Origin of the sequence: Pseudomonas sp. So3.2b, assembly GCF_019464415.1 — a bacterium.
Classification (GTDB): Bacteria; Pseudomonadota; Gammaproteobacteria; order Pseudomonadales; family Pseudomonadaceae; genus Aquipseudomonas; species Aquipseudomonas shahriarae.
The window spans coordinates 2,065,259-2,088,750 of record NZ_CP080494.1 but is presented as its reverse complement, the minus strand read 5'-3'; the positions used below and the strand labels follow the sequence as shown (position 1 = coordinate 2,088,750).

Below are 23,492 nucleotides of genomic sequence, written 5' to 3'. Positions count from 1 at the left end.
ATCAGTCAACCAATGTATCGACTGACACTCAGCCATCGCGGGCAAGCCCGCTCCCACACTAACCTGCTCCACATTCTCGATCGCGCGCCTACCGCCGACGCAATGTAGGCTCCTTAGCCATGCACTCCACCAGATAATCAATAAACACCCGCAATTTCGGCGGCAGGTAGCGTGTGGGCGAATGCAGCAACCAGGCATCCCCATGGTACGAGGCAATGAAATCCCATTGCGCCAGGACCTGCACCAACCGCCCCTCCTCCAAGGCATGCCGCGCGGTGAAGTACGGCAAGCTGCCAATCCCTACATCCTGCAACACCGCATCCAGCCGCACCCCCGTGTGATTGGCCGCATACCGCCCGCGTACCCCTACCGTCACTGTCTTACCCGCCTGGCGGAATTTCCAGCGCGCATCCCCCGGCGTTTCGCCCAGGTAGATGCAACTGTGCCCCAGCAAATCATGGGGATGCAGCGGCGTACCGTGGGCGGCCAGATACTGCGGCGTGGCACACAATAAATGTTCAATCGGTAATAACTGGCGCCCTACCAACCCCGGTGGCGGGCTGTCGGTGATGCGGATGCTCAGGTCGACATTGTCATCAATCAAATCCACCTGCCGATCTTCGAGGATCAACTGCACATCGACCTTGGGATAACGCCGCAAGAACTCCGGCATATGCGGATGCACCACAAACCGCCCGACCGCCTTGGGCACACTGACCCGCACCAGCCCTTCGGCTTCGTGGGTGTACTGGCCGCTGATTTCCATCACCGAGCGCGCCGCGCTGACCATTTCCTGGCAGCGCTTGAAGACCTCTTCGCCACCTTCGCTCAAGCGCAATTTGCGTGTGGTGCGCTGCAGCAGCCGCGTGGCCAGGGCCTGTTCCAGGCGCGAGATGCTGCGACTCACCGCCGATGGCGACGCCCCCAGTTGGCGCGCCGCCTCGGAGAAGCTGCCGGTTTCCACCACCTTGACGAAAATCGCCATTTCGCCCAGCAGCGGCAAAGGAAGATTGATGCTCATGACGCACAAGTCCATTGAGATTTCAGCGGATTATCACCCATTGGCGCACTACTTATACTGCTGTTTAGAACCCTGATGCGGATGTAGACGATGACCCAGCGCCTGTTTTTTACCCATGACCACCTGGTTGCCGATGTTGATGTGCTGGAGTGCACGCCGTTTGAGCAGCAGTTTGCGGTGGTGCTGCACTCCACCATTTTCCACCCCCAGGGTGGCGGCCAGCCTTTTGATACGGGGTGGCTGGGAGACAGCAACGTGTTGAGAGTGGTGCAGGAAGCCGAGCGCATCGTGCACTACGTGGACCAGCCCGTCGCACTCGGGATCCAGCAAGCGCGGGTCGACGGCGAGCGCCGCGCCCTGCATACACGCCTGCATTCGGCAGGGCATCTGATTGGCAACGCCGGTGAGACCCTGGGCTGGATGCCGATCAAGGCCCACCACTGGCCAGGCGAAGGCAAGATCAGTTTTATCCGTGGGGAATTCGCCCAGAACATGGAGGCCGATGCCCTGCAACAACAGGTCAACCAATGGATCGCCGCAGATTTACCGCGCCAAATGACGCTGCAAAGCGGCTCCCGGGAAGTAGGTTTTGGTGATCTGCCGCCCTACGCCTGCGGCGGCACTCACGTACAGGCCCTCGCCCAAGTCGGCCAGGTCACGATCCTCGGCCTGTCGGAGAAGAAGGGCACGTTGTCGGTGCGCTACAGCCTCGACTGACAGATTGATGGCAGGCGGCGTTTTATTATTGAGATAGGACATCACCGCGCAAGGGGCTCCCCTGGAGCTTGTGGGTGATGCTAGTGTGTGAAAATGTTTCCGACATAAAAATCGGAAACCTCCTACTCACCACCTGCAAAGGAATGCCCCCAGCAATGGACTTCTCCCTCAAGCACCTGGCCGCCGCCACCCTGATGGTCGCCAGCCTGTCCGCCGTTACCGCACCAGCGTTCGCCAATATCACCCCGCAACAGAGCGCGACCATCCTCAAGACGTTCAATGACGCCTCGATCAAGGACTTCCGCACCTTCCTCGGCAGCCTGGCCAAAAGTGAACTGGGCAAAACCGCCGACTTGGGCCCGGCAATCAGTGCTTTTCTCGATAACAAACGCCTGTCCGCCGAACAGCAAAACGAAATTCATCGCCTGCTGGGCCTCTACGCCCGGGTGAAATACGGCGCGGCGGCTACCGAGACCCTGCGCGAGCTGGTGGCCATACCGACCTTCCAGGTAGAAGGCGTAGCCCAGCACGACAACCCTGAATTCATCAAGATCGCCGACAAGATCAAGAGCCTGGCCCAGGCGTTCAACCTGAAGTTCCGCAATATCGACAACCGCGTCTACGAAATTTCCCTGGAAGGTGCCGGCGACGAAGTTGTGGGCATCCACGCCCACGCCGACGTGGTGCCGGTGACCCCGGAAAACTGGGTACTGGCCGATGGCACCCGCCTCGACCCGTTCAAGGTCACGCTGATTGGCGACCGCATGTACGGCCGCGGCACCGAGGATGACAAGAACGGCATCGTGGTGACGCTGTATGCGATGAAAGTGATCAAGGAAGAAAACCTGCCCCTGGCACGCAACTTCAAGCTGCTGGTGGACACCACCGAAGAAACCACCGGCGACGCCATTCCCTACTACTTCGAACACAACCCGACGCCCAACTACAACCTCGCGCTGGACGGCGGCTACCCGGTCGTCATCGCCGAAAAGGGTTATGGCACGGTCATGGCCACCTTTGCCAAGCGCAAAGCCGACGGCAAAGGCGCCGAAATCATTGCCATGACCGGCGGCCTGGCGACCAACCAGATTCCTTCGGCCTCGGTGGCCACGTTGCGTAGCGACAGCCCCGCCGAACTGGCTGCCAGCCTGCAACAGGCCGGGAGTGCATTCGCCAAGGCCAATGGTGGCGATTTCACTGTAGATGCCAAGGTCGTCGACAAAGACGTCAAGCTGACCGTCACCGGGGTATCGGCGCACTCTTCCGAACCCGAATCGGGCATCAACCCGGTGGCGCGGATGCTGGTCTTTATCAACAGCCTGGACGGCAAGGTTGCGTTCAAACACAACGAGATTACTGACGCTGCCCGCTATGCCGCCGATAACTGGGGCCTGGATTACCTGGGCGGCAAATTGGGCGTGGGCTTTGCCGATACGTTCATGGGGCCACTGACCACCTCGCCGACCTTTGTCGGCATGGACGAAAAAGCCTTCAAGCTGGCGGTCAACCTGCGGGTGCCAAAAGGTAAATCCCCAGAAACGCTCAAGAAAGAGATCGCTGACAAGCTGAGCGCCTGGAGCCAAAAGACCCATATTGCGCCAGCCTTCGATTACTCGGTCGCCGCGCCGATGTACCGTAACCCCGAGGGTGAATGGGTCAAGGCGCTGCTGGCCGTGGCCACGGAAAACCTGGGCATGAAGCCTGAGTACGGGACTTCGGCTGGCGCAACCTCGGTGCATGACCTGCCCAATGGCGTGCAATTCGGCCTGGCCCGCCCCGAGGTCAAATACACCGGGCACACCGACAACGAGTTCAAGACCACCGAGCAGTTCCTGCTGGACCTGCAGATCGTGACGGAAATGATGGGCCGTATCGGGCAGTTGCCGAAACTCTGACCCAGCACCTGGACCCGCTTGTGCGGCGGGTCCATTTGCGCAGGCTTGAATTGCAGACAAACAAAAACGCCGCTCATCACTGAGCGGCGTTTTTGTTGAATATGGAGCGGGAAACGAGACTCGAACTCGCGACCCCGACCTTGGCAAGGTCGTGCTCTACCAACTGAGCTATTCCCGCAAATGGCGTCCCCTAGGGGACTCGAACCCCTGTTACCGCCGTGAAAGGGCGGTGTCCTAGGCCACTAGACGAAGGGGACACGCTAACTGAAACACATGGTGTGTATTCCAGTGCCCAGAGGCCTTGTCCGAAGACTTGGTCCTGGTTTCACTCAGTGCCGCCCGAAAGCCACACTGTTTAAAAATGGAGCGGGAAACGAGACTCGAACTCGCGACCCCGACCTTGGCAAGGTCGTGCTCTACCAACTGAGCTATTCCCGCAATGGCGTCCCCTAGGGGACTCGAACCCCTGTTACCGCCGTGAAAGGGCGGTGTCCTAGGCCACTAGACGAAGGGGACACACGTACAACATTCACTCCCTACCGCGTTTCGCTGTGTGCTTTACGCTGTAAGTGGCGCGCATTCTATGGATGGATTGAAAGGTCGTCAACCCCCAAGGATAAATTTATTTAAATCAATGACTTCGCCCCGCTTTACCGCCACTGTCGGAGTTTCTCGCCGTCCAGGCTTTGGCGCCTATATTCTGGCGCCCGACAAGACGTTATAGTCCTGACCCGCGAATGGTGGCAATGTGCATCTATTCAGAGTTACTACATATACAGATGAAAGCACTGACTCATCTCGTCGAAGAGTCCTATCCGCCGCAAGCGCCAATCACTACACTTCAACGCACATCCTACAAAGAGGTCACACCGGTGACACCACTCATGATCACCCTGCTGGTAATAGCCGGGATCGTAATACTGATCGCCATTGGCTACATGAACCACGTGGTGGAAAACAACAAACTGGAAAAAGCCCGGGCCCAGATTGAGCTCAATGATCGGCTGCGCCGCTGTGGCGAGATCACCGAGACGTTCCCCGGCCAACTGATGACGCCGCAGCTCAAGCTGCTGCTGACCCGCCTGGAACTGAACGTCAACCAACGCATGCTCCACCTCAACAAATCCAGCAGCACCATCAAGGCCCGTATTGCCGAGTTGGAAGCACTGGTGGGCCAGGGCGAGTCGATCCCGGTGAACAACCCTCCAGGGCCGATCCAGACCGAGGCCAAGGCCAAGGATGTACGCTTCCTGCTCGAAGCCCTGCACGGCCAGGTCACCCGCGCCGCCCAGGACGGCTTTTTGCCCACCAACGAGGCCAAGCACTGGATCCGCGAAATCCGTCACCTGCTGGTGCTGCTGCACATCGAGTTCTTCAACAATCTTGGCCAACACGCGCTGCAACAGGCGCAGCCCGGCCAGGCGCGCCTGGCGTTCGAGCGCGGCGTGCAATACCTGCGCAAGCAGCCTGAACCGGCCACCTACAGCCAGCACCTGCAACTGCTGGAAAAACAATTGGCGCGTGCCAACTCCATGGTGCTGACCAACAGCCAGCAAACCGCCGAAGAGACCAATGAGCTGACCGCAGGCTTGAAAGCCGATGACGCTGATGCCGAGTGGAAAAAGAAAGTCATCTACGACTGATCCTCTCCTGCCTTGATTCGCCGGGTGCATGCTTTGCACCCGGAGCCATCATCCTGCCTCTACCCCTCGCTGCAATAACTCGCGTACAAAAGTGCACTTCATTCCGTAAACGAAAGAGGCCTTCATGCCAAGTGTCATCATTGATGGTCAGCCCCTGCACTACGTGGACCAGGGCGCGGGCCCTGCTGTCCTGCTCGGCCAGAGCTACCTGTGGGACCAGCACATGTGGGCACCGCAGATCGCCGCCCTGTCGCAACAGTACCGAGTGATCGTGCCAGAGCTGTGGGGTCACGGTGAGTCTGGCCCGCTACCGGCACAGACCCGCACCCTGGACGACCTGGCACGCCAGGCCCTGGCCTTGCTGGACCATCTGGAGATTGCCCAGGTCAACCTGGTGGGTTTGTCCGTCGGCGGCATGTGGGGTGCGCCGCTGGCGTTGCTGGCGCCCGAGCGGGTCAACAGCCTGGTATTGATGGATACCTATCTGGGCGCAGAGCCTGAGGCCACCCGCGAACAGTATTTCGCACTGCTCGGCGCAATCGAGGCCGCGGGTGCTATTCCAGATGCCCTGCTGGATATCATCGTGCCGATCTTCTTCCGCCCCGGCATCGACCACGACTCTGCGCTGTATCAGGACTTCCGTCAGTCCCTGCGCGACTTCCCCAAGGATCGCCTGCTGCAAAGCATCGTGCCCCTGGGTCGCCTGATTTTCGGTCGTGGGGATGCGCTGGAAGGCTTATCCCGCCTGAATGCTGATACGACTCTGGTGATGTGTGGCAACGAGGACCAGCCGCGCCCACCCGCAGAAGCGCAGGAAATGGCCGATCTGATCGGCTGCGATCTGGTATTGATCCCGGACGCAGGGCATATCTCCAGCCGGGAAAATCCTGATTTCGTCAATGAGGCACTGCTGACCTTTTTGGCCAATCACGCCTGATCACACCTTGAGTATCTCCAATGTAGATGAGATGCCGAGGCGCGCAGCTACACTCCCCCTGTGGGAGCGGGCTCGCCCGCGATGGCGCCCGTGAGTACACCTCAGGGTGTCAGCTCCCCCAGGGAACTCGTTCCGGCCCTGAATATGATCACAGCCGGAAATGCCCCACCATCCCCTTGAGTTCCGCCCCCAGTTGCGCCAACTCGATACTCGATGCCGCATTACCCTGCATGCTCAGCGCCGATTGATCGGCGCTGGCGCGGATACTGGTGACGCTGCGGTTGATTTCTTCGGCCACCGAGCTCTGCTGCTCGGCCGCGGCCGCGATCTGCTGGTTCATCTGCTGGATCAGCGACACCGCCGCGGCAATGCTGCCCAACGCACTTTCGGTTTCCAGGGCATCGCTGACAGCCAGCTTCACCAACTCGCCGCTGTGCTGGATATCCCGCACTGAAGACTGCGCCGCGCTGCGCAAGGTGCTGACCAGACGTTCGATTTCCTCCGTCGATTGCTGGGTGCGCCTGGCCAGGGCGCGCACCTCATCGGCGACCACCGCAAAGCCGCGCCCTTGCTCCCCGGCGCGTGCCGCCTCGATGGCGGCGTTGAGCGCCAGCAGGTTGGTCTGCTCGGCAACACTTTTGATCACCTCCAACACGCTACCGATATTCTGGATTTCGGCGCTCAGGCTTTCGATGCTGGTGCTGGCAGAGGTCGCCGAACTGGCCAGCAGCTCGATGCGCTGCAGGCTCTGGCGTACCACCTGCTGGCCAGTGTCGACCTTGTCGTCGGCGGTCTGCGCCGCTTGTGCGGCCTGCTCGGCATTGCGTGCCACATCGTGCACCGTGGCGGCCATCTGGTTCATGGCGGTGGCGACTTGCTCGGTTTCTTCTTTCTGGCTACTGACTTCGAGATTGGTCTGCTCGGCCCCCCTGGACAATGACTGGGCCGAGCTGGCCAATTGTTCAATCCCCGCCTGCAGCCCGCTGACCATATTGCTCAGGCCCCCGCCCATCTGCTGCATCGCCTGCATCAACTGGCCCATCTCGTCCTGTCGGCTCACCTCCATGCGCCCGCTGAGATCCCCGGCCGCAATCTGCCGGGCCACGGCAATCACGCTGCGCAGCGGCATCACGATCAGCCGGGTAATCAGCCACGCGGCAATCACCCCGACCAATAAGGCCAGGGCCGATGACACAATGATCAGCAAGCTGCTCTTGGCCAACTGCGCCTGCATCGACTGGTCCTGCGCGGCATAGGCCTGGTTGACCTGCGCCACCACTTGCGCGGCCCGCTCATGCAACTGTTGGTAGACGATCTTTTCCTGGGCCAGCAGGCCGGTGTATTCGGTGAGTTTTTCGCTGAAGGCTCCGATATGCCCGACCACTTCATTGAGCACAGTCTGATAGCCAGGATCCTTGACCAGGGTCTGCAGTTGCCCGGCCTGGGCCAGGGCCTGATCGGCCTGCTCGATGTGGCCTTGCCCGGCACTGTCCGCGTCGCCCTTGCGGCTCTGATCCAGGCGCACATGGGCTTCGTTCATGGCCTGCAACATCAGGCGCGAAACCTGCCCCACCTGCCCGGCCTGCTCGATAAACTCGGCGCCCTCTTTGCCTTGGCTTTCCTTGAGGTTATAGGCCCCATCGTCGGCCAGGCCGGCCTGCAATACATCGAGGTTGTTGGCGACACTGGACACCGACCAACTGGCCATTTCCAGCGCCAGGTCCTTGGCCTGGGTCAGCTCGACAAATTCGTCAAATGCCTTGCGATAGGCGCCCAGCGCCTGCTCGACCTCGCTCATGTTGAGCGCCTGGGCTTCGGCCACCAGGCTATCCACCCGTTGGTGCAGGACCTCGACCGTACTGGCATCGCTGCGCAATGCATACTCCTGCTCAATCAAACGCACATTCAGCAGCCCCTCATTGAGCGAAGACATGCCCTTGAGCCCCACAAAACGCTGGCCAACGGTTTGCAGGGACCACACGCCAATCGCCGCCACCAGGGCCGTCAACAGCAATACCAGGGCAAACCCCAGCCCCAGCTTCCTGGCCAGCCCAAGGTTGGCAAATCGTCGTTGCACGGCCGAAATCATTGCGCAAAGTCCTCTTGGGGTGGCGAACGCCAGCAAGTCCAGTATTCGTACAACGAGATTCGCAATCCCGGGCCCTGCAACACAAGACGTTGGCGCCACAATAATGGCAAAAAGCTACATCCCCGTCGTTTTCAGAATGGTGGAGGTCGATCCTGTGGGGCCCATGGCCTTGAACAATGCCAGGGCCCGATGATCGCAGGCATAGGCCACATTGATCCGCAGCCAGTCAGCGTGCTCGCCGGTCGGGCTGAACAACTCGCCGGAAGACAGCAAGACCCCAAGCTGTCGGGCCCTTGCGTGCACCCTTGAGCCATCCCCTGAACCCGGGCGCGCCCACACAAACATGCCACCTGCGGGCACCGCAAAAACCTCCCACTCTTCATCCTCCAGCACCTGCAAGGTCTTCGCCATCTCCGCGCTCAGCCGTCGGCGCAAGCGCTGTACCCATTTGCGGTAGGTGCCGTTGGTCAGGAGACTGGCCACCATCGCTTCGGCAAAGCGGGAAGTGCCCATACCGGTCAAGGTCTTGAGCTTGAGCAATTGGCTGATAAGGGCCGTGCTGGCGGTGAGATAGCCAACCCGCAGGGCGCTGCTCAGGGTCTTGGAAAAGCTCGAGACATAGATCACCCGATCATCATGGGCCAACGCCGCCAGGCGGATACAGGAAGCATGTTGCAGGTCGCCGTAGACATCCTCCTCGACAATCAGGAAGTCCCGAGTGTGGGCCAGGTGCAACAGACGCTCGGCGACCACCCGCGACAGGCTGGTGCCCGTCGGGTTGTGATAGAGGCTGTTGATGAACAGGCACTTGGGGCGGTGGCGGGCCAGCAGCGTTTCCAGGGCCTGGATATCCGGGCCGCTGCGGGTTCTGGGCACCTCCAGCAACATGACACCGTGGAAAGCCAACTGACGATACAGGTTGCCGTAGCCAGGGCTCTCGACCACCACCGTGTCGCCGGCCTTGAGCAAGGTGCGGATCAGCAGGTCCTGGGCATGGGTCGCGCCGTGGGTGGTGAGGATCTGCTCGGCAGTGCTGGCCACCTGGATCTGTGTCAGGCGCTTGTGCAATTGCTCACGTAGCGCTGGCAACCCCAGGGGCGTGCTGTAATTGAAAACCCCAGCGGTATCGGTACGGCTGATTTCGCGAATCGCATAACTGATGTCATCACTTTCACGCCAGGAGTCCGGCAGCCAGCCGCACCCCAGCTTCAACTCTCCCAACTGGTTATCGGTAAAGGCCCCCCACCTGCGTTCTGCCCCCTCATACCACTGGCACTCCGCCAATGGGCTGCTGGTCACCGGTTGCTCGGCGATAACAAACCCCGAACCGGCCCTTGAGGCCAAGACCCCTTCGGCCACCATGCGCTCCAGCGCCTCGATCACACTGGATTGACTGAGCAGGTTGTCCTGGGCCAGTTGCCGGATGGAAGGCAGGCGCGTTCCGGGGCTGACCCCGCTCTCCCGAATCCATGCGGCAATGGCGCTGACAATTTGCTGAACCACCGGTACAAGGGCTTGTCGATTGATCCCTAAATCCATGAGCCACCCCCCTTCAACTGTTTGGCATTTAACTCAAAACAGTTAAGCACAGAAGGCCAGGATCACCCTGTTCATAAATTTATTAAATCATTGATTTTATTGGATTATTTACCTATTGAAACACAATAACCCAGGGCATTTTGCCACCTGCGGAAACGCCCCACAGCACTGGAAATCACTTTCTCAGTGGTGCACGACGACCCGTCCTAAATAGCCGTCGCACCGCCATCCACGGCCAATGCCTGGCCAGTGGTGAACGCCGCGCCATCGCTGCACAGATACAGCACCGCGCTGGCGATTTCCCCGACCGTGCCAATGCGCCCGACCGGGTGCATGGCGGCGGCAAACTCGGCCTTGCGCGGGTCGGCTTCATAGGCACGACGGAACATGTCGGTGTCGATCACCGCCGGGCACACGGCGTTGACGCGGATTTTCTTTTTCGCGTACTCGATGGCTGCCGACTTGGTCAGGCCAATCACCGCATGCTTGGACGCCGCATAAATACTCATCTTCGGCGCAGCCCCCAACCCCGCCACCGACGCGGTATTGACGATCGCCCCACCGCCCTGGGCCAGCAGCAACGGCAGCTGATACTTCATGCACAACCACACGCCCTTGACGTTGACCCCCATGATGGCGTCGAACTCATCCAGGGTGCCATCGGCCAACTTGCCCTGTTCAATCTCGATGCCGGCATTGTTGAACGCATAGTCCAGGCGACCATAGCTGTTCAGCACTTGCTGCATCAGTTGCTGCACATCCGCCTCCAGGGTGACGTTGCAGCGCACGAACAACGCCTCGCCGCCCGCCTCGCGGATCAACGCGACGGTGCCCTCACCGCCCGCCACATCCAGGTCGGCGACCACGACCTTCAAGCCTTCGCTGGCGAATGCCAGCGCCGTGGCGCGGCCGATACCGTTGGCAGCGCCGGTGACCAGGGCGACCTGGCCGGAAAACGTCATGCTCATTGCTTATATCCTTGGATGAATGCCCGTGGGCCCAGCATAGCCAGGGCCAGGCGCCACGCGTCAGCACTATCAGAGGGCCGGTTGAGCGCCCATGCACGGCAGTGATAAGCCTGCCGGGCCCACTATCAAGCCAGCCTATCGCCGGGCATTCGCAGGTATCGGCCGACCTTGCTCCTGGCGCCTGGAAGGTCTATCACTTGAGGTTCATTTATCCAGAGTCCTTGCCATGACTGCCCAGACCAACCGCCAATTCCTGCTTGCCAAACGCCCGGTCGGTGCGGCCACGCGGGACACCTTCACCTACCAGGAAGTGCCGGTGGGCAACCTGGCGGACGGCCAGGTGCTGGTGCGCAACGAATACCTGTCCCTCGACCCGGCCATGCGTGGCTGGATGAATGAAGGCAAGTCCTACATCCCGCCGGTTGCCATCGGCGAAGTCATGCGCGCCTTGGGCGTAGGCCAGGTCATCGCCTCGAACACGCCGAAATTCGCGGTCGGGGACTACGTGAATGGCGCCCTGGGTGTACAGGATTACTTCCTCGGCGAGCCGCGCGGTTTCTATAAGGTCGATCCGAAACTGGCGCCGCTGCCGCGCTATCTGTCGGCGCTGGGCATGACCGGCATGACCGCCTACTTTGCCCTGCTCGACACCGGCGCGCCCAAGGCCGGCGATACCGTAGTGATTTCCGGCGCCGCCGGGGCGGTGGGCAGCATTGCCGGGCAGATCGCCAAGATCAAAGGCTGCCGCGTGGTAGGGATTGCTGGCGGCGCCGACAAGTGCAAGTTTTTGCTGGATGAACTGGGGTTCGACGCGGCCATCGACTACAAACACGAAGACGTGCCGGCGGCCCTCAAGCGCGAATGCCCAAAAGGCGTGGACGTGTATTTCGATAACGTCGGCGGCGATATCCTCGACGCCGTGCTCAGCCGCCTCGCGTTGAAGGCGCGGGTGGTGATCTGCGGGGCCATCAGCCAGTACAACAACAAGGAAGCCGTGAAGGGGCCGGCCAACTACTTGTCACTGCTGGTCAATCGGGCGCGCATGGAAGGGTTTGTGGTGATGGACCATGCGGCGAACTTTGCCGCCGCCGGGCAGGAAATGGCCGGCTGGATGGCGCAAGGCAAGCTCAAGAGCAAGGAAGATATTGTCGCGGGACTGGAGACGTTCCCTGAAACGCTGATGAAGCTGTTCAACGGCGAGAACTTTGGCAAGTTGGTGCTGAAGGTCAACTGACACCCCACAGCGCCCTTGTGGGATCGAGTGCCAAGCGGCACACCGTAAGCAACTGTGGGAGCTGGCTTGCCTGCGATAGCATCACCTCGGACTGACTGAAAAACCGAAGTGCCTGCATCGCTGGCAAGCCAGCTCCCAGATTTTTAGCGCAAAGGCATCAGGCGATTTCGGCAACCACCGCCGCCAGGGCCTTGGCCGGATCGGCCGCCTGGCTGATCGGACGACCGATCACCAAGTAATCAGAACCCGCATCCAGCGCCTGGCGCGGCGTAAGAATCCGCCGCTGATCGTCCTGGGCGCTGCCCGCCGGACGAATCCCCGGGGTCACCAGTTGCAGCGTAGGATGGGCAGTCTTCAACGCCTGGGCCTCCAGCGCCGAACACACCAGGCCATCGAGGCCGGCTTTCTGCGCCAGGGCCGCCAGACGCAGTACTTGCTCCTGGGGCTCGATATCCAGGCCAATACCGGCCAGGTCCTCACGCTCCATGCTGGTCAGCACGGTCACACCGATCAGCAACGGCTTGGGACCGCTGCGCTGATCCAGCACCTCACGGCACGCGGCCATCATGCGCAGGCCGCCGGAACAGTGGACGTTGACCATCCACACGCCCATCTCGGCCGCGGCCTTGACCGCCATCGCGGTGGTGTTAGGGATATCGTGGAATTTCAGGTCGAGGAACACCTCAAAACCCTTGTCACGCAGGGTGCCGACGATTTCTGCGGCACAACTGGTGAACAGCTCCTTGCCGACCTTGACCCGGCAGAGCTTGGGGTCCAACTGGTCAGCCAGCTTCAGTGCGGCGTCACGGGTGGGGTAATCCAGGGCGACGATGATAGGAGTCTGGCAGACGGACATTGGAATGGGCTCTCAGGCAAGTCGAAATCGGCGCGGATTGTAGCGCAAGCAGCGGCTTTGCGGGATCCGATGATCGGTAAATCCTCGGCAAGCGCCTATTTTTCTGGGAGAACCGACTAATATTTCAAAGTAGATACATTCACGACACGCCTGCAACATGCCCCGACAGTAGCCTCGCCCGCAGGTGACGGCAAAAACGTGACTACCCTGGACCTAGCCATTGCCGGCTCCTGCAAAGGATCAGCTCACCTTGTCCTCGCGACGAACCTGCGCCTGAGTCGCGCTCCAATCCGTCAACAGGCTATACGCCACCGCCAACAAGGTCGGCCCGATAAACAAGCCGATAAAGCCAAACGCGATCAAGCCACCAAATACCCCCAGCAACACGATCACCAGTGGCAGGTTACCGCCGCGGCTGATCAGGTAGGGCTTGAGCACGTTGTCTACGCCACTGATGATGAATGTGCCCCAGACGCCGAGGAACACCGCGTAGGTGTAATCGCCCTTCCATACCAACCAGGCCGTGGCCGGGATCCAGACCAGGGGCGGGCCCATGGGGATCAGGCTGAGCAGGAAGGTGACGATGCCCAGCACCAGTGCCCCGGGCACGCCGGCAATCAGGAAGCCGATCAGTGCCAGCAATGCCTGGGCGGCGGCGGTGCCGATCACGCCGTTGACCACCCGTTGCACCGTACCGGCCACCAGGTCGATGTAGTAGCCGGCGCGATCACCGATCAAACGCTCCAGCAGCCGGTGAACGAACATCGCCAGGCGTGGCCCGTCGCGGTAGAAAAAGAATACAAACACCAGGCTGAGGGTCAGTTCGAGGATGCCGCCGCCGATCTGCGCGCTGCGGGCCAGCAGCCAGTTGCCGACCTGCCCCAGGTAGGGCTTGATCGTGACCATCAAAGCCGCGCCCTGCTGGTCGATACTGTCCCACATGGCCACCAGCCGCTCTCCCACAAACGGGATCGAGCCCAGCCAGCTAGGTGCTTCGGGCAGGCCGTCGACCTGGAGGTCCTTGATCAGCGCCACAGCATCGCGCACATGGTCGGCCAGGTTGAAGCCCAACCACACCAGTGGCACTGCCACCAGCAACATCCAGCCCAAGGTCAGGATCCCCGCTGCCAGGGACTCGCGGCCGCCCAGGCCGCGGGTCAACAGGCGCATCAGCGGCCAGCTGGCAAACGCCAGCACCGCGCCCCAGAACAGCGCCGACCAGAACGGCGCCATCACCCAGAAACTGGCACCAAACAGCACCAGGAGCAGGATCTGCACCAGCAGGCGATCATTGTTGAGCATGTGCTTTCTCGAAAAGAAGTCTGTTGAGGGAGAGCTTAGGCGAACGGCGCGGGTCCGTTCGCCCTGGAACGATCAGCGGATCACTTGCAGATGCAGGCCCTGGGTCTCGCCAGTAGCGGTTTCCAGGCGCGCCGCACGCACGCCCTTGTCGATCAGGCCCTGGCGCCAGGCTTCAGCGTTGGGTCCGCTCAAACTGACCCGCAAGGTGGTGTCGAGGTTCAATCCACGGGAAATCAGGGTCAACCATGTTGCGTCGGGCTCAGCCCCCAGCAAAGGGAAATCCAGGTCGCCGGTGCTTTTCAGTTCGCGCAGCAGTGTGGCAGAGGTCGGCAGCAATTGCCCCAATGGCGCGCTGGCGTCCATTTGCTCAACATGCAGGTAAGCCCGGCGATTGCCGCGGGTGATGCCGTACAGCGCCACCAGAGAGTTGTCCTGAGGGGCGGCCAGGCGCAGCAAGAGGAATTCCTGCTGGCCATCGGCGCCGACCAGCTTGGCATTGCCCAACACTTCATTGGCCCAGAGGCTGCTTTCGCCACAATCACGGGCCTGGCACCAGAACAACAACTGCGCGCCCTGTTCTTGCAACGCCTCGCGCGTGGCTTTGAAGGCCGTGCTGGAACTGTGCTCGGCAGGCAGTTCATAGGTGATGGCGGTTACTTGGCCACGGGCCGTGGCCTGACCGTCGTAGCGCAACTTGCCACTGATCTTGCGGATCGCGCCCATGGGGTAGATGCGTTCTTTTTCTTCGGTGGGACGGTAGTCGACAATCTGCGCATCCACCTGACGGGCCACGCTGGGCAGATCCTGGCTTCCCGGTAGATCAGCAGCGAAGACCAACGGGCTGATGCAGCACAGCCCAAGCACACGGATAATTCCCTTGGCACTACTCATCGGATCGGTGCGCCTTGGCCGGTGGATGCCTTCGCGGTATTCGGATTGTTCATGGTTGACTCCCTTTCAATCTGCCCAGCCTCGACAGTTGCCCCCGCCAAGTCAAGGCGCGGTGAAGAACCGATTGAAACAGTCTGCAACAAGAACCGCTCCCGACTCGTCATTCAGGTGCAAATGATGGCCACCTGCAAGGGTGGTGACAGTGAACGGCACCTGCGCAAGCAGCTCGGGATGTTTGGCCAGCATGCCTTCTTGCGCGACCACCAACTGTGCAGGGCACGCCACTCGACGCACGAAGGCCATGGCCTGTTCTTCCGTCAGGCGTATTGGCGAGGCCAGGGTCAGGCGGCTGTCACTGCGCCAGGTGTAGCCGCCCGGCACTGGCATCAAGCCGCGCTGGGCCAGGAGTTCCGCGGCTTCACGGCTGACGGCCACCACGCCTTTCATTCGCGCTTCCACCGCCCGGTCGAGGGTGCCGTACACCGGTTTGCGTTTGTCCTGCAGGTTGATTTGCGCCTGCAGGGCCATGCCCAGGCGCTCGGCGGGGTCCTCGCCGGTGGCGGTCGGCGGGATCACGCCGTCGATCAATGCCAAGTGCGTCACGCGCTCCGGCATGGCCCCGGCCAGCACCGTGGAAACGACTGCCCCCAGGGAGTGACCAAGTAATGCAAAACGTTTCCAGCCCAGCTGTTCGGCCACTTGCAGCACATCAAACACGTAATCCCACAAGGCGTACCCCGCCCCAGCCGGGCGGTGGGCCGAGTGGCCGTGACCGGCCATGTCCAGGGCGACAATGCGCAAACCCTGCAGCTTGGGCGCCAGGCGCGCAAAGCTGTTGGCGTTGTCCAGCCAGCCATGCAGGGCGATCACCGGCAGGCCGTCTTCCGGGCCGAACAGATGGGCCGCCAGCTCAATGTGCGGCAGGCTCAGGCGCACTTCTTCGACAGGCGTGGTCATGCGCAACTGCGCTCGCGGGCTTCCCAACGGGTAAACAGGTTCTTGATCAGGGTCGCCGTGTCCTGCGGCCGCTCCAGGGGAAACATGTGGCCGCCGGGCATGGTCAGCATCTCGCCCATGGGCAGGCGTGCGACGCCGCTGGCGTGATGGCGCATCACCACCCGGCTTTGCCGGCCGCGTACTACGGCCAGTGGCACTTTCAATTGGCGGGTCTGGCCGGGGCTGGTGTGTGGCACGCCCCGATAAATGCTGATTTCCGTGGCCGGGTCGAACCGCAGGCGCAGGCGATCGCCGACCTGGTGCAGACCATGTTGCAGGTAGGCCTCCAGGCAGTCCGGGTCAAACCCGCGAAACAGTGTCTTGCCGGAAAAATACTGACGCGCGGCGTCCAGGTCGCTGAACTCTTCGCGCCGGCCCAGGGTGCGGCCAGCCGGGGTCAGGCGGTCGATCAGGCCAAAACGCTTGGCCGCGCGGATCACCCAGCGGTCGGCCAGGGTCAGCACCGGCGAGTCGAGCATCACCACCCCGCGATACAACTGCGGGCAACGCAGGGCCGCGTGCAAATGCAGCACCCCGCCCAATGAGTGGCCGACGCCCCACACCGGCTCCGGTTGCTGCTCCAGGTGGTGGATCAGTTCGTCCACCAGGTTCTGCCAATTGTCATCCACCGGAAACCGCGGGTCGTGGCCGTGCTGCGACAGGTGCGCCACCGCGTACTCCGGGGCCAGGGCATCGAACAATTTGCCGTAGGTCGCCGAAGGAAAGCCATTGGCATGAGTGAAAAACACATGTTGCGACATAACCAACCCATCATCCAAAACAGAATTCGATTGTCCTCACGCCTGGCCGCTACAGCAATGACTGTAACTGCCAGGAATGATGACACTCACGCCACACCTATCGCGCCGGCGGGTTCTCGCCCAGGGGCACCACGGCCATGGTCAGACGCGACACACAACTGGCCTTGCCCTCGTCACTGGTCAGGCGGATGTCCCAGACATGGGTGGTGCGCCCGATGTGGATCGCCCGGGCCACCGCCGTCACCCGCCCGGAACGCAGGCCGCGCAGGTGGTTGGCGTTGATTTCCAGGCCCACGCAATAGAACTTGCTGGCGTCGATACACAGGTAGCTGGCCATGGAGCCAACCGTTTCGGCCAACACCACCGAGGCCCCACCGTGCAGCAGGCCATAGGGTTGATGGGTGCGGTGGTCGATCACCATGCTGGCGGTCAGGGACTGGTCGTCGAAGGTCTCGAAACGGATATCCAGCACTTCACCAATGGTGTTTTTCTGGATGGCATTGAGTTGTTCGATATTGGGGAGGGTGCGCCACAGGCTCATTGCAGTGTCCTTGTTGATTTTATTTGGGTGCTCAATCCTGCCACAGCACTGCCTCGGAACGTGCGCTCCAGGCCTGGAACTGTGGGCCGTAGGTTGACTCGATCACGTTGCGCTTGATCTTCAGGGTCGGTGTCAGAAAGCCGTTTTCCACGGCCCAACTGTCTTTCACCACCACCAGTTGACGCAAGCGCTCATGTTTATCCAGCACCTGGTTGACCTCTTCCAGCAGGCGCTCCAGGCTGCCATGCAAAGATTGCCGGGCCTCGCCGGCGGCCTCCTGCTGGCCCACTGCAGACAGCACGCACAAACCCATCGGCGCGCTCAGGCCATCACCCACCACACACACCTGCTCAATGCGCCCGTGCTCCGCCAGGCGGTTTTCGATGGGGGCCGGGGCGACGTACTTGCCCTTGCTGGTCTTGAAGATCTCCTTGAGCCGCCCGGTCAGGCGCAGGCGGCCTTCGGCATCCTGCTCGCCCTTGTCGCCGGTACGCAGGAAGCCGTCTTCGGTGAGGGTCTCGGCAGTCTTCTGCGGGTCCTTGAAGTAACCGAGCATGGTCGCGCCGCTGCGCACCTGGACTTCACCGGCCGGGTCAATGCGCACCTCCACGTCCGGGCACGGCAGGCCGATCCAGCCAATCTTCTGCTGGCCGGGGCGACAGACATGGGAATAACCACAGCTTTCGGTCATGCCATACACCTCCAGCACATCCAGGCCCAGGCGCAGGTACCAGCGCAGCAACGCCTCGGGCACCGGCGCCGCGCCGGACAGGGCCACCCGCACCGCGTCCAGGCCAAGCCCGGCGAGCACCTTGCGCCCGACGCGCTTGCCGATAAATGGCAGACGCAATAGCAGCTCCAGGCGTTTTTCCGGGATTTTGCCGTACACCCCCATCTGGAACTTGGTCCAGATGCGCGGCACGCCAAACAAGGCCGTGGGCCGGGCGCGTTGCAGGTCGGTGAGGAAGGTGTCGAGGCTTTCGGCAAAAAACACCGTTTGCCCGGTGTAGATCGCAGCCATCTCGACAAACATGCGCTCGGCCACATGGCACAGCGGCAGGTAGGACAGCAGCCGGTCGCCCTCCCCCAGGCCGAACAGCTCGGTGCCTCGGGTTGCCGCAAACGCCAGGGCGCCGAAGGTGTGCATCACGCCTTTGGGCAGGCCGGTAGTGCCGGAGGTGTAGATGATGGTGGCCAGGTCCGTGGCAGCCGGCGCCGGGTCATCCTGGATCGGTGAGCAGGCCTGCAGGTCGGCCCAAGTGAAGTCGAACGGGCCCTCGGGGCACAGCGGCAGGCTGATGGTCGCAAGCCCGGCCTTGATGCCTGGGGCCATGGCCGGCCAGTCGTCGAGCTTGCCGATAAACACCAACGCCGCCTCGGAGTGCTCCAGCACGTGGGCCACGGAGTCGGCGGTGAGGTTGGGGTACAGCGGCACCGAGACATGCCCGGCCATCCAGATCGCCAGGTCGGCGATAATCCAGTGCGCGCAGTTTTTCGAGATCAGGGCAATGTGCGAGCCCTGGGGCAACTCCCGTGCCCGCAGCCAATGGGCGGCGCAACGGGCCTGGTGGCCGACCTCGCCCCAGGTGAGGGTCTGCACCTCGCCGCCACCCGTGGGCTGGACCAGGAAGCGCTGGCGCGGATGGCGCGCCTCACGTTCAAAGAAGACCTGCAGCGGCAAACGAAAAGCGACAGACATGGGACGCGCTCCTGTGTGTTCCGATGGTAGCCAACCAAGCACTTGCTTGGTGGACTATTCCATGCACACAGGAGCACTGCAAGTCGCTTGCAGGCAGAACGCAATCAAACTGTGGGAAAGGGCTTGTGTGGGGGTGGGCTTACTCGCGATTGTGCCGTGTCAGTCGATACATTTAGCGACTGATACATTGCTATCGCGGGCAAGCCCGCTCCCACATTGTGCCCAGGTGCGCCTTGGGAACTAAGGGTTTTTCACGTTGTTGAGGCTCATCAGCCCCGCCAGCGGGAAGTCCCCTTCCAGCTCCGCCAGGCTGGCGGTGTGCATCGGTTGCGGCTGGCGCTGGTGCCCGTGCTGCAAAAAGCTGATCAGGTTGCCCACCAAAGGCTGATGGCTGACCAGCAGCACATTGTCATCGGTGTCGAGTTTTTCCAGGACTTGCAGGGGGTTGCCGTCCGGCGTCAGCCACGACACGGTGCGGATTTCTGGCACAAACCCCAACGCCTCGCGCACCAACTGGGCGGTCTGTTGCGCCCGCACATAAGGGCTGGCGATGATCGCGCTGATGGGCAGGCCGATCAGGTGCGCGGCGCTGTGCAGCACTTCTTCGCGGCCACGCTCGGTCAGGTTGCGCTGGGCATCGCTGGGTGCATGGGACTCGGCTTCACCGTGGCGCAACACCCACAGCTTCATAGCTTGGGCTCCTCATCGCGCACCGGGTGCGGGGCTGGCGGCACGCTGTGGGCGGCTTCGCCTTCCGGGGCGCGCGGGGTTGGCCAATCGGCAAAGGGCCAGGGTTTCTGCTCACTGTGGAAGCTGCCAAAACGGCCAATCTGCGCGAGGAACTGGCTGAGGCTGTCGCCAAAGTTCATCAGGCCCAGGTTCGGTGCGCCGTAGATCAGGCGGTAGATCAATTGCACCACCACCAACGCCCCGAGGATGAACTGCGCCACTTGCCAGACCAGGGCAAACACCAGCATCCACAGGATGCGCAGGGCAATGGATTCATACTTGGGTGCTGCTTTCGGATCGTTCATCGCGGGTTCCTCAGTTGAAACCACTGGTGGAAATAAAGTCGACATCAGTCTTGGGCTCGGCACGCATCAGCAACTCGATGACCTGGTTCAAGGTGCGCCCTTCGAACAGGATCGCGTGCAGGCCGGCGACCAACGGCATATAGACCCCGGTTTCCTGGGCCTTGGCCTTCAGTACTTTGAGAGTATTGACCCCTTCGGCCACTTCACCCAGGCGGGTGACGGCATCTTCCAGGCTCAGGCCCTGGCCCAGGGCGAAACCGACCTGATAGTTGCGGCTTTTCGGTGACGAACAGGTGACGATCAAGTCGCCCACCCCGGCCAGGCCAAGGAAGGTCATGGGGTTGGCGCCCTGGTTGACCGCAAAGCGGGTCATTTCCGCCAGGGCGCGGGTAATCAGCATGCTCTTGGTGTTTTCCCCCATGCCCAGGGCCACCGCCATGCCGGCGATGATGGCGTAGACGTTTTTCAGCGCGCCGCCCAGTTCTACGCCAAAGCGGTCAGCACTGGCATAGACACGGAAGGTACGGCCATGCAGCACGGCCTGCACCTGTTCGCACAGGGCTTCGTCTTCACTGGCGACCACCGTCGCGGTCAAGGCATGTTCGGCCACTTCCCGCGCAAGGTTCGGCCCGGAGAGCACACCAATGCGCGCCTGGGGCGCGATTTCTTCGAGGATTTCGCTCATCAGCTTGAAGGTCTGGGCCTCGATACCTTTGGTCAAGCTGACCAGCATCTTGCCCGCCAGCCGCTCGGCATGGGGCGCCAGCACCGAGCGCAGGGCACTGGAGGGCAGCGCAACGAAGCACAGGTCGCAGTCATCCAGGGTGGCCTGCAGGTCCGTGACCGGCGTGACCGCAGCGTGAATCTTGATGCCCTTGAGATAACGGGGGTTTTCGCGGTTGACCCGGATGGCCTCGGCCTGTTCGGGATCGCGCATCCACTGGCGCACCTGATGGCCGTTTTCGGCCAGCAGATTAGCCACGGCGGTACCAAAACTTCCGCCTCCCAGGACCGCAATTGGGCGCTGTTCAGTCATATGCAATCCGTTAATCCATAAGCAGTGGCGATGGCGGCATTATACGGGCCGGCCAGACGGCGACCAGCCCTTCTGTGTTTTCCGCATTTGTCGGAAAATGGCCGAATAGACCACAGTAATTGCGATGGTGCCGACTGGCAAAAGCGCCCGCCTCAGTTAACATGGGCGGCTATCCGCAATTATCAAGGCCGTGCCGTGTATTTGGGCCCTCCTCCTCGTTCATCTCTGTTTCTGGCGCTGTTGGTCAGCACGCCGTTGCTGGCCGACGATCTGTTCCTCGACAACCAGCCACTGCCCCAGGTCCTGACGGCGACCCGACTCAAGCAGTCGGCCGCCGCCGTACCTGGCAGCATGACGGTGATCGACAGCGAACTGATCAAGGCCAGCGGCGCGCGGGATATCGCCGAGTTGCTGCGCCTGGTGCCGGGGATGATGGTGGGCTACACCTCGGGCAACCAGGCTGCCGTCAACTATCACGGCACCAACGCCAGCGAAGCGCGGCGCATGCAGGTGCTGATCGACGGCCGCTCGGTGTACCGCGCCGGCCTGGCCACGGTGGACTGGAGCGATATTCCGGTGGCCATGGAGGATATCGAGCGGATCGAGGTGTTCCGTGGGCCCAATACCGTCAGCTACGGCGCCAATGCGCTGATGGCGGTGGTCAATATCCTCACCCGCTCGCCGGCCAACAGCCAGGGCACCCGGATGAAAATGATCCGGGGCGAGCGCGGGATCAACGATTGGTATGCCAGCCAGGGCCTGGGCTGGGACACCGGCAACCTGCGGCTGTCGCTGTCCGGGCAGCAGGATGACGGCTTTGACAGCGACCGCGTGGGTGCCGACTACCGCGACAGCCGGCGCCTGAGCCGCTTCAGCCTGAAGGTCAGCCAGACCCTCGACCAGCAGCAAAGCATCGACTGGCAGATCAACGCCAAGGAAGGGACCAACCAGCGGCCATACACCTACAAGCCGGTATTTGCCGGGATTACCGATGGCGGTACCGATTCCGACGTCAGCGCCAAGGACTACGCCGCCTCCCTGCGCTGGAACTTCGATTTCAATCCCGACCACAGCCTGTATATCCAGGGTTCGGCGCAGCAATGGGATCGCCGGCAGATCTGGAAGGCCTGTGATGCCAAGGTCTCGTTCAGCCCGCAGTTGACGCAACTGTGGCAAATGAACCCCAACTACGCTGAAAAGTTGGCGCGGCACATAAAGGATTTTGAAAACGGCAGCCCACCACCCGGCTCCCCTGCCGAGCAGGCATTGGCCGAAGAAGTCCTGAAACAATGGAATGAAGGCGGCAAGGAAAGTGTCTGCGGCAATATCGACCAAAGCACCAAGGAAAGCCGCTACGACCTGGAAGTGCAGGACACCCTGAGCCTGTCCGACAGCCTGCGTCTGGTCAGCGGCATGAATTACCGCTACGACCGCGCCGACTCCGACACCTACTTCAATGGCCGGCTGGACGACACCACCTGGCGCCTGTTCGGCCACCTCGAATGGCGCGCCAGCGAACACTGGCTGTTGCAGGGCGGGGCGATGTATGAAAACACCCAACTGAGCGATAGCTCGCTGACGCCCAGGGTCGCGATCAACTATCTGATCAACCCGCGCCACGGGCTGCGGGCGGTGTACTCCGAAGCCATCCGTTCGCCGGACATGTTCGAGAACAACGTCAATTGGAGCTATAAGGTCACGAACCTCAGCTCCCCCACCTACGGGCAGAACGCCGGCCAGTATTTCGTCAAGACCCGGGGCCCGGGCGACCTCGACAGGGAACTGATGCGCTCCCGGGAACTGGGCTATAACGGCTTTTTTGCGGATATCGGGCTGAACCTTGACGTCAAACTGTTCTATGACGAAATCACCGGCATGATCAGCGAGCCCCTGCGCAATAACCAGTACATCGCCAGTAACAGTAACAGCTCGCGGTTTACCGGCACCGAAACCCAGCTGGACTGGCACCTGAGCGCCGCCGACCGCCTGCGCCTGACCTATGCTTACGTGGATGCCCACGCCAGCAACGCGCTGGACCGGCAACAGACCGCGCGCAACAGCGGCTCGGCCGGCTGGATGCGCGAGTGGGGGCAAGGCTGGTCCAGCGCGTTGTTCTATTATGGCAACGATGCACTCAACCAATATCGCTTTGAACGGGTCGATATGCGGGTCGCCAAACGCATCGCCCTGGGCAAGGCCAACTTGGAGCTGGCCGGCATGCTGCAACAACGCCTTGACCGCCAGCCCACTACCCATGTCGACAATAACTACGACCAGCGCCATGTCCTCTACTTCAGCGCGGAGCTAGAGTTCTGACATGAACCCTGCCCAGT

The 23,492-nt window shown here is 61.6% G+C and carries 19 protein-coding genes, 4 tRNA genes and 2 pseudogenes; 6 read left to right on the top strand and 19 right to left on the bottom strand.

Going from position 1 to position 23,492, the window contains the following annotated elements:
- Positions 1–88: 88 nt before the first annotated feature.
- A complete protein-coding gene (locus tag K1X80_RS09470) occupies positions 89–1,021 on the bottom strand; it encodes a LysR family transcriptional regulator (RefSeq protein ID WP_170059808.1) in 933 nt (310 codons plus the stop codon).
- Between the two features lie 90 nt (positions 1,022–1,111).
- On the opposite strand from K1X80_RS09470, the gene K1X80_RS09465 reads away from it, so the two are divergent.
- On the top strand, positions 1,112–1,738 hold the full coding sequence (locus K1X80_RS09465) for a hypothetical protein (RefSeq protein ID WP_057959008.1): 627 nt from the start codon (positions 1,112–1,114) through the stop codon (positions 1,736–1,738).
- Positions 1,739–1,893: 155 nt separating this feature from the next.
- Positions 1,894–3,633, top strand: a complete 1,740-nt coding sequence (locus K1X80_RS09460; protein WP_057959007.1) for a dipeptidase — start codon at positions 1,894–1,896, stop codon at positions 3,631–3,633.
- Positions 3,634–3,735: 102 nt separating this feature from the next.
- Here the strand turns inward: K1X80_RS09460 and K1X80_RS09455 are convergent.
- The 4 genes from K1X80_RS09455 to K1X80_RS09440 form a co-directional block, all read right to left on the bottom strand.
- Positions 3,736–3,811, bottom strand: a tRNA-Gly gene (locus tag K1X80_RS09455).
- A gap of 3 nt (positions 3,812–3,814) precedes the next feature.
- Positions 3,815–3,890: transfer RNA gene (locus K1X80_RS09450), tRNA-Glu, on the bottom strand.
- A 105-nt stretch (positions 3,891–3,995) separates the two neighbouring features.
- Positions 3,996–4,071, bottom strand: a tRNA-Gly gene (locus tag K1X80_RS09445).
- Between the two features lie 2 nt (positions 4,072–4,073).
- Positions 4,074–4,149 (bottom strand) — tRNA-Glu (locus tag K1X80_RS09440).
- Positions 4,150–4,505: 356 nt separating this feature from the next.
- Here K1X80_RS09440 and K1X80_RS09435 point away from each other — a divergent pair.
- Complete coding sequence (locus K1X80_RS09435; RefSeq protein ID WP_057438889.1) at positions 4,506–5,276, top strand: hypothetical protein; 771 nt, start codon at positions 4,506–4,508, stop codon at positions 5,274–5,276.
- 124 nt (positions 5,277–5,400) lie between these two features.
- Positions 5,401–6,213, top strand: coding sequence for an alpha/beta fold hydrolase (locus tag K1X80_RS09430; RefSeq protein ID WP_120732290.1), 813 nt, complete (start codon positions 5,401–5,403; stop codon positions 6,211–6,213).
- A gap of 148 nt (positions 6,214–6,361) precedes the next feature.
- Here K1X80_RS09430 and K1X80_RS28520 read toward each other — a convergent pair.
- The 4 genes and pseudogenes from K1X80_RS28520 to K1X80_RS09415 all read right to left on the bottom strand — a co-directional run.
- Positions 6,362–6,958: pseudogene (locus tag K1X80_RS28520) on the bottom strand (methyl-accepting chemotaxis protein); the annotation flags it as partial.
- A 102-nt stretch (positions 6,959–7,060) separates the two neighbouring features.
- Positions 7,061–7,447: pseudogene (locus K1X80_RS28515) on the bottom strand (HAMP domain-containing protein); the annotation flags it as partial.
- Positions 7,448–8,416: 969 nt separating this feature from the next.
- Entirely contained in the window at positions 8,417–9,841 is a 1,425-nt protein-coding gene (locus K1X80_RS09420; RefSeq protein ID WP_216312412.1) for a PLP-dependent aminotransferase family protein, read from the bottom strand.
- 206 nt (positions 9,842–10,047) lie between these two features.
- Positions 10,048–10,809, bottom strand: coding sequence for an SDR family oxidoreductase (locus K1X80_RS09415; RefSeq protein WP_216312413.1), 762 nt, complete (start codon positions 10,807–10,809; stop codon positions 10,048–10,050).
- 226 nt (positions 10,810–11,035) lie between these two features.
- On the opposite strand from K1X80_RS09415, the gene K1X80_RS09410 reads away from it, so the two are divergent.
- Positions 11,036–12,043, top strand: coding sequence for an NADP-dependent oxidoreductase (locus K1X80_RS09410; protein WP_120732282.1), 1,008 nt, complete (start codon positions 11,036–11,038; stop codon positions 12,041–12,043).
- A 157-nt stretch (positions 12,044–12,200) separates the two neighbouring features.
- Here K1X80_RS09410 and pyrF read toward each other — a convergent pair whose 3' ends face one another.
- The 10 genes from pyrF to K1X80_RS09360 all read right to left on the bottom strand — a co-directional run bounded on the left by pyrF (position 12,201) and on the right by K1X80_RS09360 (position 21,159).
- Positions 12,201–12,899 carry an orotidine-5'-phosphate decarboxylase gene (pyrF, locus tag K1X80_RS09405; protein ID WP_057438885.1) on the bottom strand — a complete coding sequence of 233 codons (699 nt, stop codon included), beginning with the start codon at positions 12,897–12,899 and terminating at the stop codon, positions 12,201–12,203.
- A 240-nt stretch (positions 12,900–13,139) separates the two neighbouring features.
- Positions 13,140–14,201 carry an AI-2E family transporter gene (locus K1X80_RS09400; RefSeq protein ID WP_220172824.1) on the bottom strand — a complete coding sequence of 354 codons (1,062 nt, stop codon included), beginning with the start codon at positions 14,199–14,201 and terminating at the stop codon, positions 13,140–13,142.
- Between the two features lie 72 nt (positions 14,202–14,273).
- Complete coding sequence (locus K1X80_RS09395) at positions 14,274–15,092, bottom strand: DUF4892 domain-containing protein (protein ID WP_057959001.1); 819 nt, start codon at positions 15,090–15,092, stop codon at positions 14,274–14,276.
- 102 nt (positions 15,093–15,194) lie between these two features.
- Positions 15,195–16,049 (bottom strand): alpha/beta hydrolase, encoded by an 855-nt coding sequence (locus tag K1X80_RS09390; RefSeq protein WP_057438910.1) that lies wholly within the window; start codon positions 16,047–16,049, stop codon positions 15,195–15,197.
- Positions 16,046–16,849: an alpha/beta fold hydrolase gene (locus K1X80_RS09385; RefSeq protein ID WP_057438882.1), complete on the bottom strand. Its 804-nt coding sequence runs from the start codon at positions 16,847–16,849 to the stop codon at positions 16,046–16,048. The genes K1X80_RS09390 and K1X80_RS09385 overlap by 4 nt, the downstream gene beginning before the upstream one ends.
- A 97-nt stretch (positions 16,850–16,946) precedes the next feature.
- Positions 16,947–17,390, bottom strand: coding sequence for a hotdog fold thioesterase (locus tag K1X80_RS09380; protein ID WP_057438881.1), 444 nt, complete (start codon positions 17,388–17,390; stop codon positions 16,947–16,949).
- A gap of 31 nt (positions 17,391–17,421) precedes the next feature.
- On the bottom strand, positions 17,422–19,089 hold the full coding sequence (locus K1X80_RS09375) for an AMP-binding protein (RefSeq protein ID WP_057958999.1): 1,668 nt from the start codon (positions 19,087–19,089) through the stop codon (positions 17,422–17,424).
- A 240-nt stretch (positions 19,090–19,329) separates the two neighbouring features.
- Positions 19,330–19,779 (bottom strand): phosphohistidine phosphatase SixA, encoded by a 450-nt coding sequence (gene sixA / locus K1X80_RS09370; protein WP_198817900.1) that lies wholly within the window; start codon positions 19,777–19,779, stop codon positions 19,330–19,332.
- On the bottom strand, positions 19,776–20,123 hold the full coding sequence (locus K1X80_RS09365; protein WP_057438879.1) for a DUF4389 domain-containing protein: 348 nt from the start codon (positions 20,121–20,123) through the stop codon (positions 19,776–19,778). The genes sixA and K1X80_RS09365 overlap by 4 nt, the downstream gene beginning before the upstream one ends.
- 10 nt (positions 20,124–20,133) lie before the next feature.
- On the bottom strand, positions 20,134–21,159 hold the full coding sequence (locus tag K1X80_RS09360; RefSeq protein WP_057958997.1) for an NAD(P)H-dependent glycerol-3-phosphate dehydrogenase: 1,026 nt from the start codon (positions 21,157–21,159) through the stop codon (positions 20,134–20,136).
- 195 nt (positions 21,160–21,354) lie between these two features.
- On the opposite strand from K1X80_RS09360, the gene K1X80_RS09355 reads away from it, so the two are divergent.
- Positions 21,355–23,475: a TonB-dependent siderophore receptor gene (locus K1X80_RS09355; protein WP_120732276.1), complete on the top strand. Its 2,121-nt coding sequence runs from the start codon at positions 21,355–21,357 to the stop codon at positions 23,473–23,475.
- The last annotated feature ends 17 nt before the right edge of the window (positions 23,476–23,492 follow it).

Coding starts and splice junctions, on each gene's coding strand:
- K1X80_RS09380 (WP_057438881.1), bottom strand. CDS start 17,390: ATGAGCCTGTGGCGCACCCTCCCCAATATCGAACAACTCAATGCCATC.
- K1X80_RS09460 (WP_057959007.1), top strand. CDS start 1,894: ATGGACTTCTCCCTCAAGCACCTGGCCGCCGCCACCCTGATGGTCGCC.
- K1X80_RS09465 (WP_057959008.1), top strand. CDS start 1,112: ATGACCCAGCGCCTGTTTTTTACCCATGACCACCTGGTTGCCGATGTT.
- K1X80_RS09420 (WP_216312412.1), bottom strand. CDS start 9,841: ATGGATTTAGGGATCAATCGACAAGCCCTTGTACCGGTGGTTCAGCAA.
- K1X80_RS09385 (WP_057438882.1), bottom strand. CDS start 16,849: ATGTCGCAACATGTGTTTTTCACTCATGCCAATGGCTTTCCTTCGGCG.
- K1X80_RS09365 (WP_057438879.1), bottom strand. CDS start 20,123: ATGAACGATCCGAAAGCAGCACCCAAGTATGAATCCATTGCCCTGCGC.
- K1X80_RS09395 (WP_057959001.1), bottom strand. CDS start 15,092: ATGAGTAGTGCCAAGGGAATTATCCGTGTGCTTGGGCTGTGCTGCATC.
- K1X80_RS09410 (WP_120732282.1), top strand. CDS start 11,036: ATGACTGCCCAGACCAACCGCCAATTCCTGCTTGCCAAACGCCCGGTC.
- K1X80_RS09400 (WP_220172824.1), bottom strand. CDS start 14,201: ATGCTCAACAATGATCGCCTGCTGGTGCAGATCCTGCTCCTGGTGCTG.
- K1X80_RS09390 (WP_057438910.1), bottom strand. CDS start 16,049: ATGACCACGCCTGTCGAAGAAGTGCGCCTGAGCCTGCCGCACATTGAG.
- sixA (WP_198817900.1), bottom strand. CDS start 19,779: ATGAAGCTGTGGGTGTTGCGCCACGGTGAAGCCGAGTCCCATGCACCC.
- pyrF (WP_057438885.1), bottom strand. CDS start 12,899: ATGTCCGTCTGCCAGACTCCTATCATCGTCGCCCTGGATTACCCCACC.
- K1X80_RS09360 (WP_057958997.1), bottom strand. CDS start 21,159: ATGACTGAACAGCGCCCAATTGCGGTCCTGGGAGGCGGAAGTTTTGGT.
- K1X80_RS09470 (WP_170059808.1), bottom strand. CDS start 1,021: ATGAGCATCAATCTTCCTTTGCCGCTGCTGGGCGAAATGGCGATTTTC.
- K1X80_RS09430 (WP_120732290.1), top strand. CDS start 5,401: ATGCCAAGTGTCATCATTGATGGTCAGCCCCTGCACTACGTGGACCAG.
- K1X80_RS09375 (WP_057958999.1), bottom strand. CDS start 19,089: ATGTCTGTCGCTTTTCGTTTGCCGCTGCAGGTCTTCTTTGAACGTGAG.
- K1X80_RS09415 (WP_216312413.1), bottom strand. CDS start 10,809: ATGAGCATGACGTTTTCCGGCCAGGTCGCCCTGGTCACCGGCGCTGCC.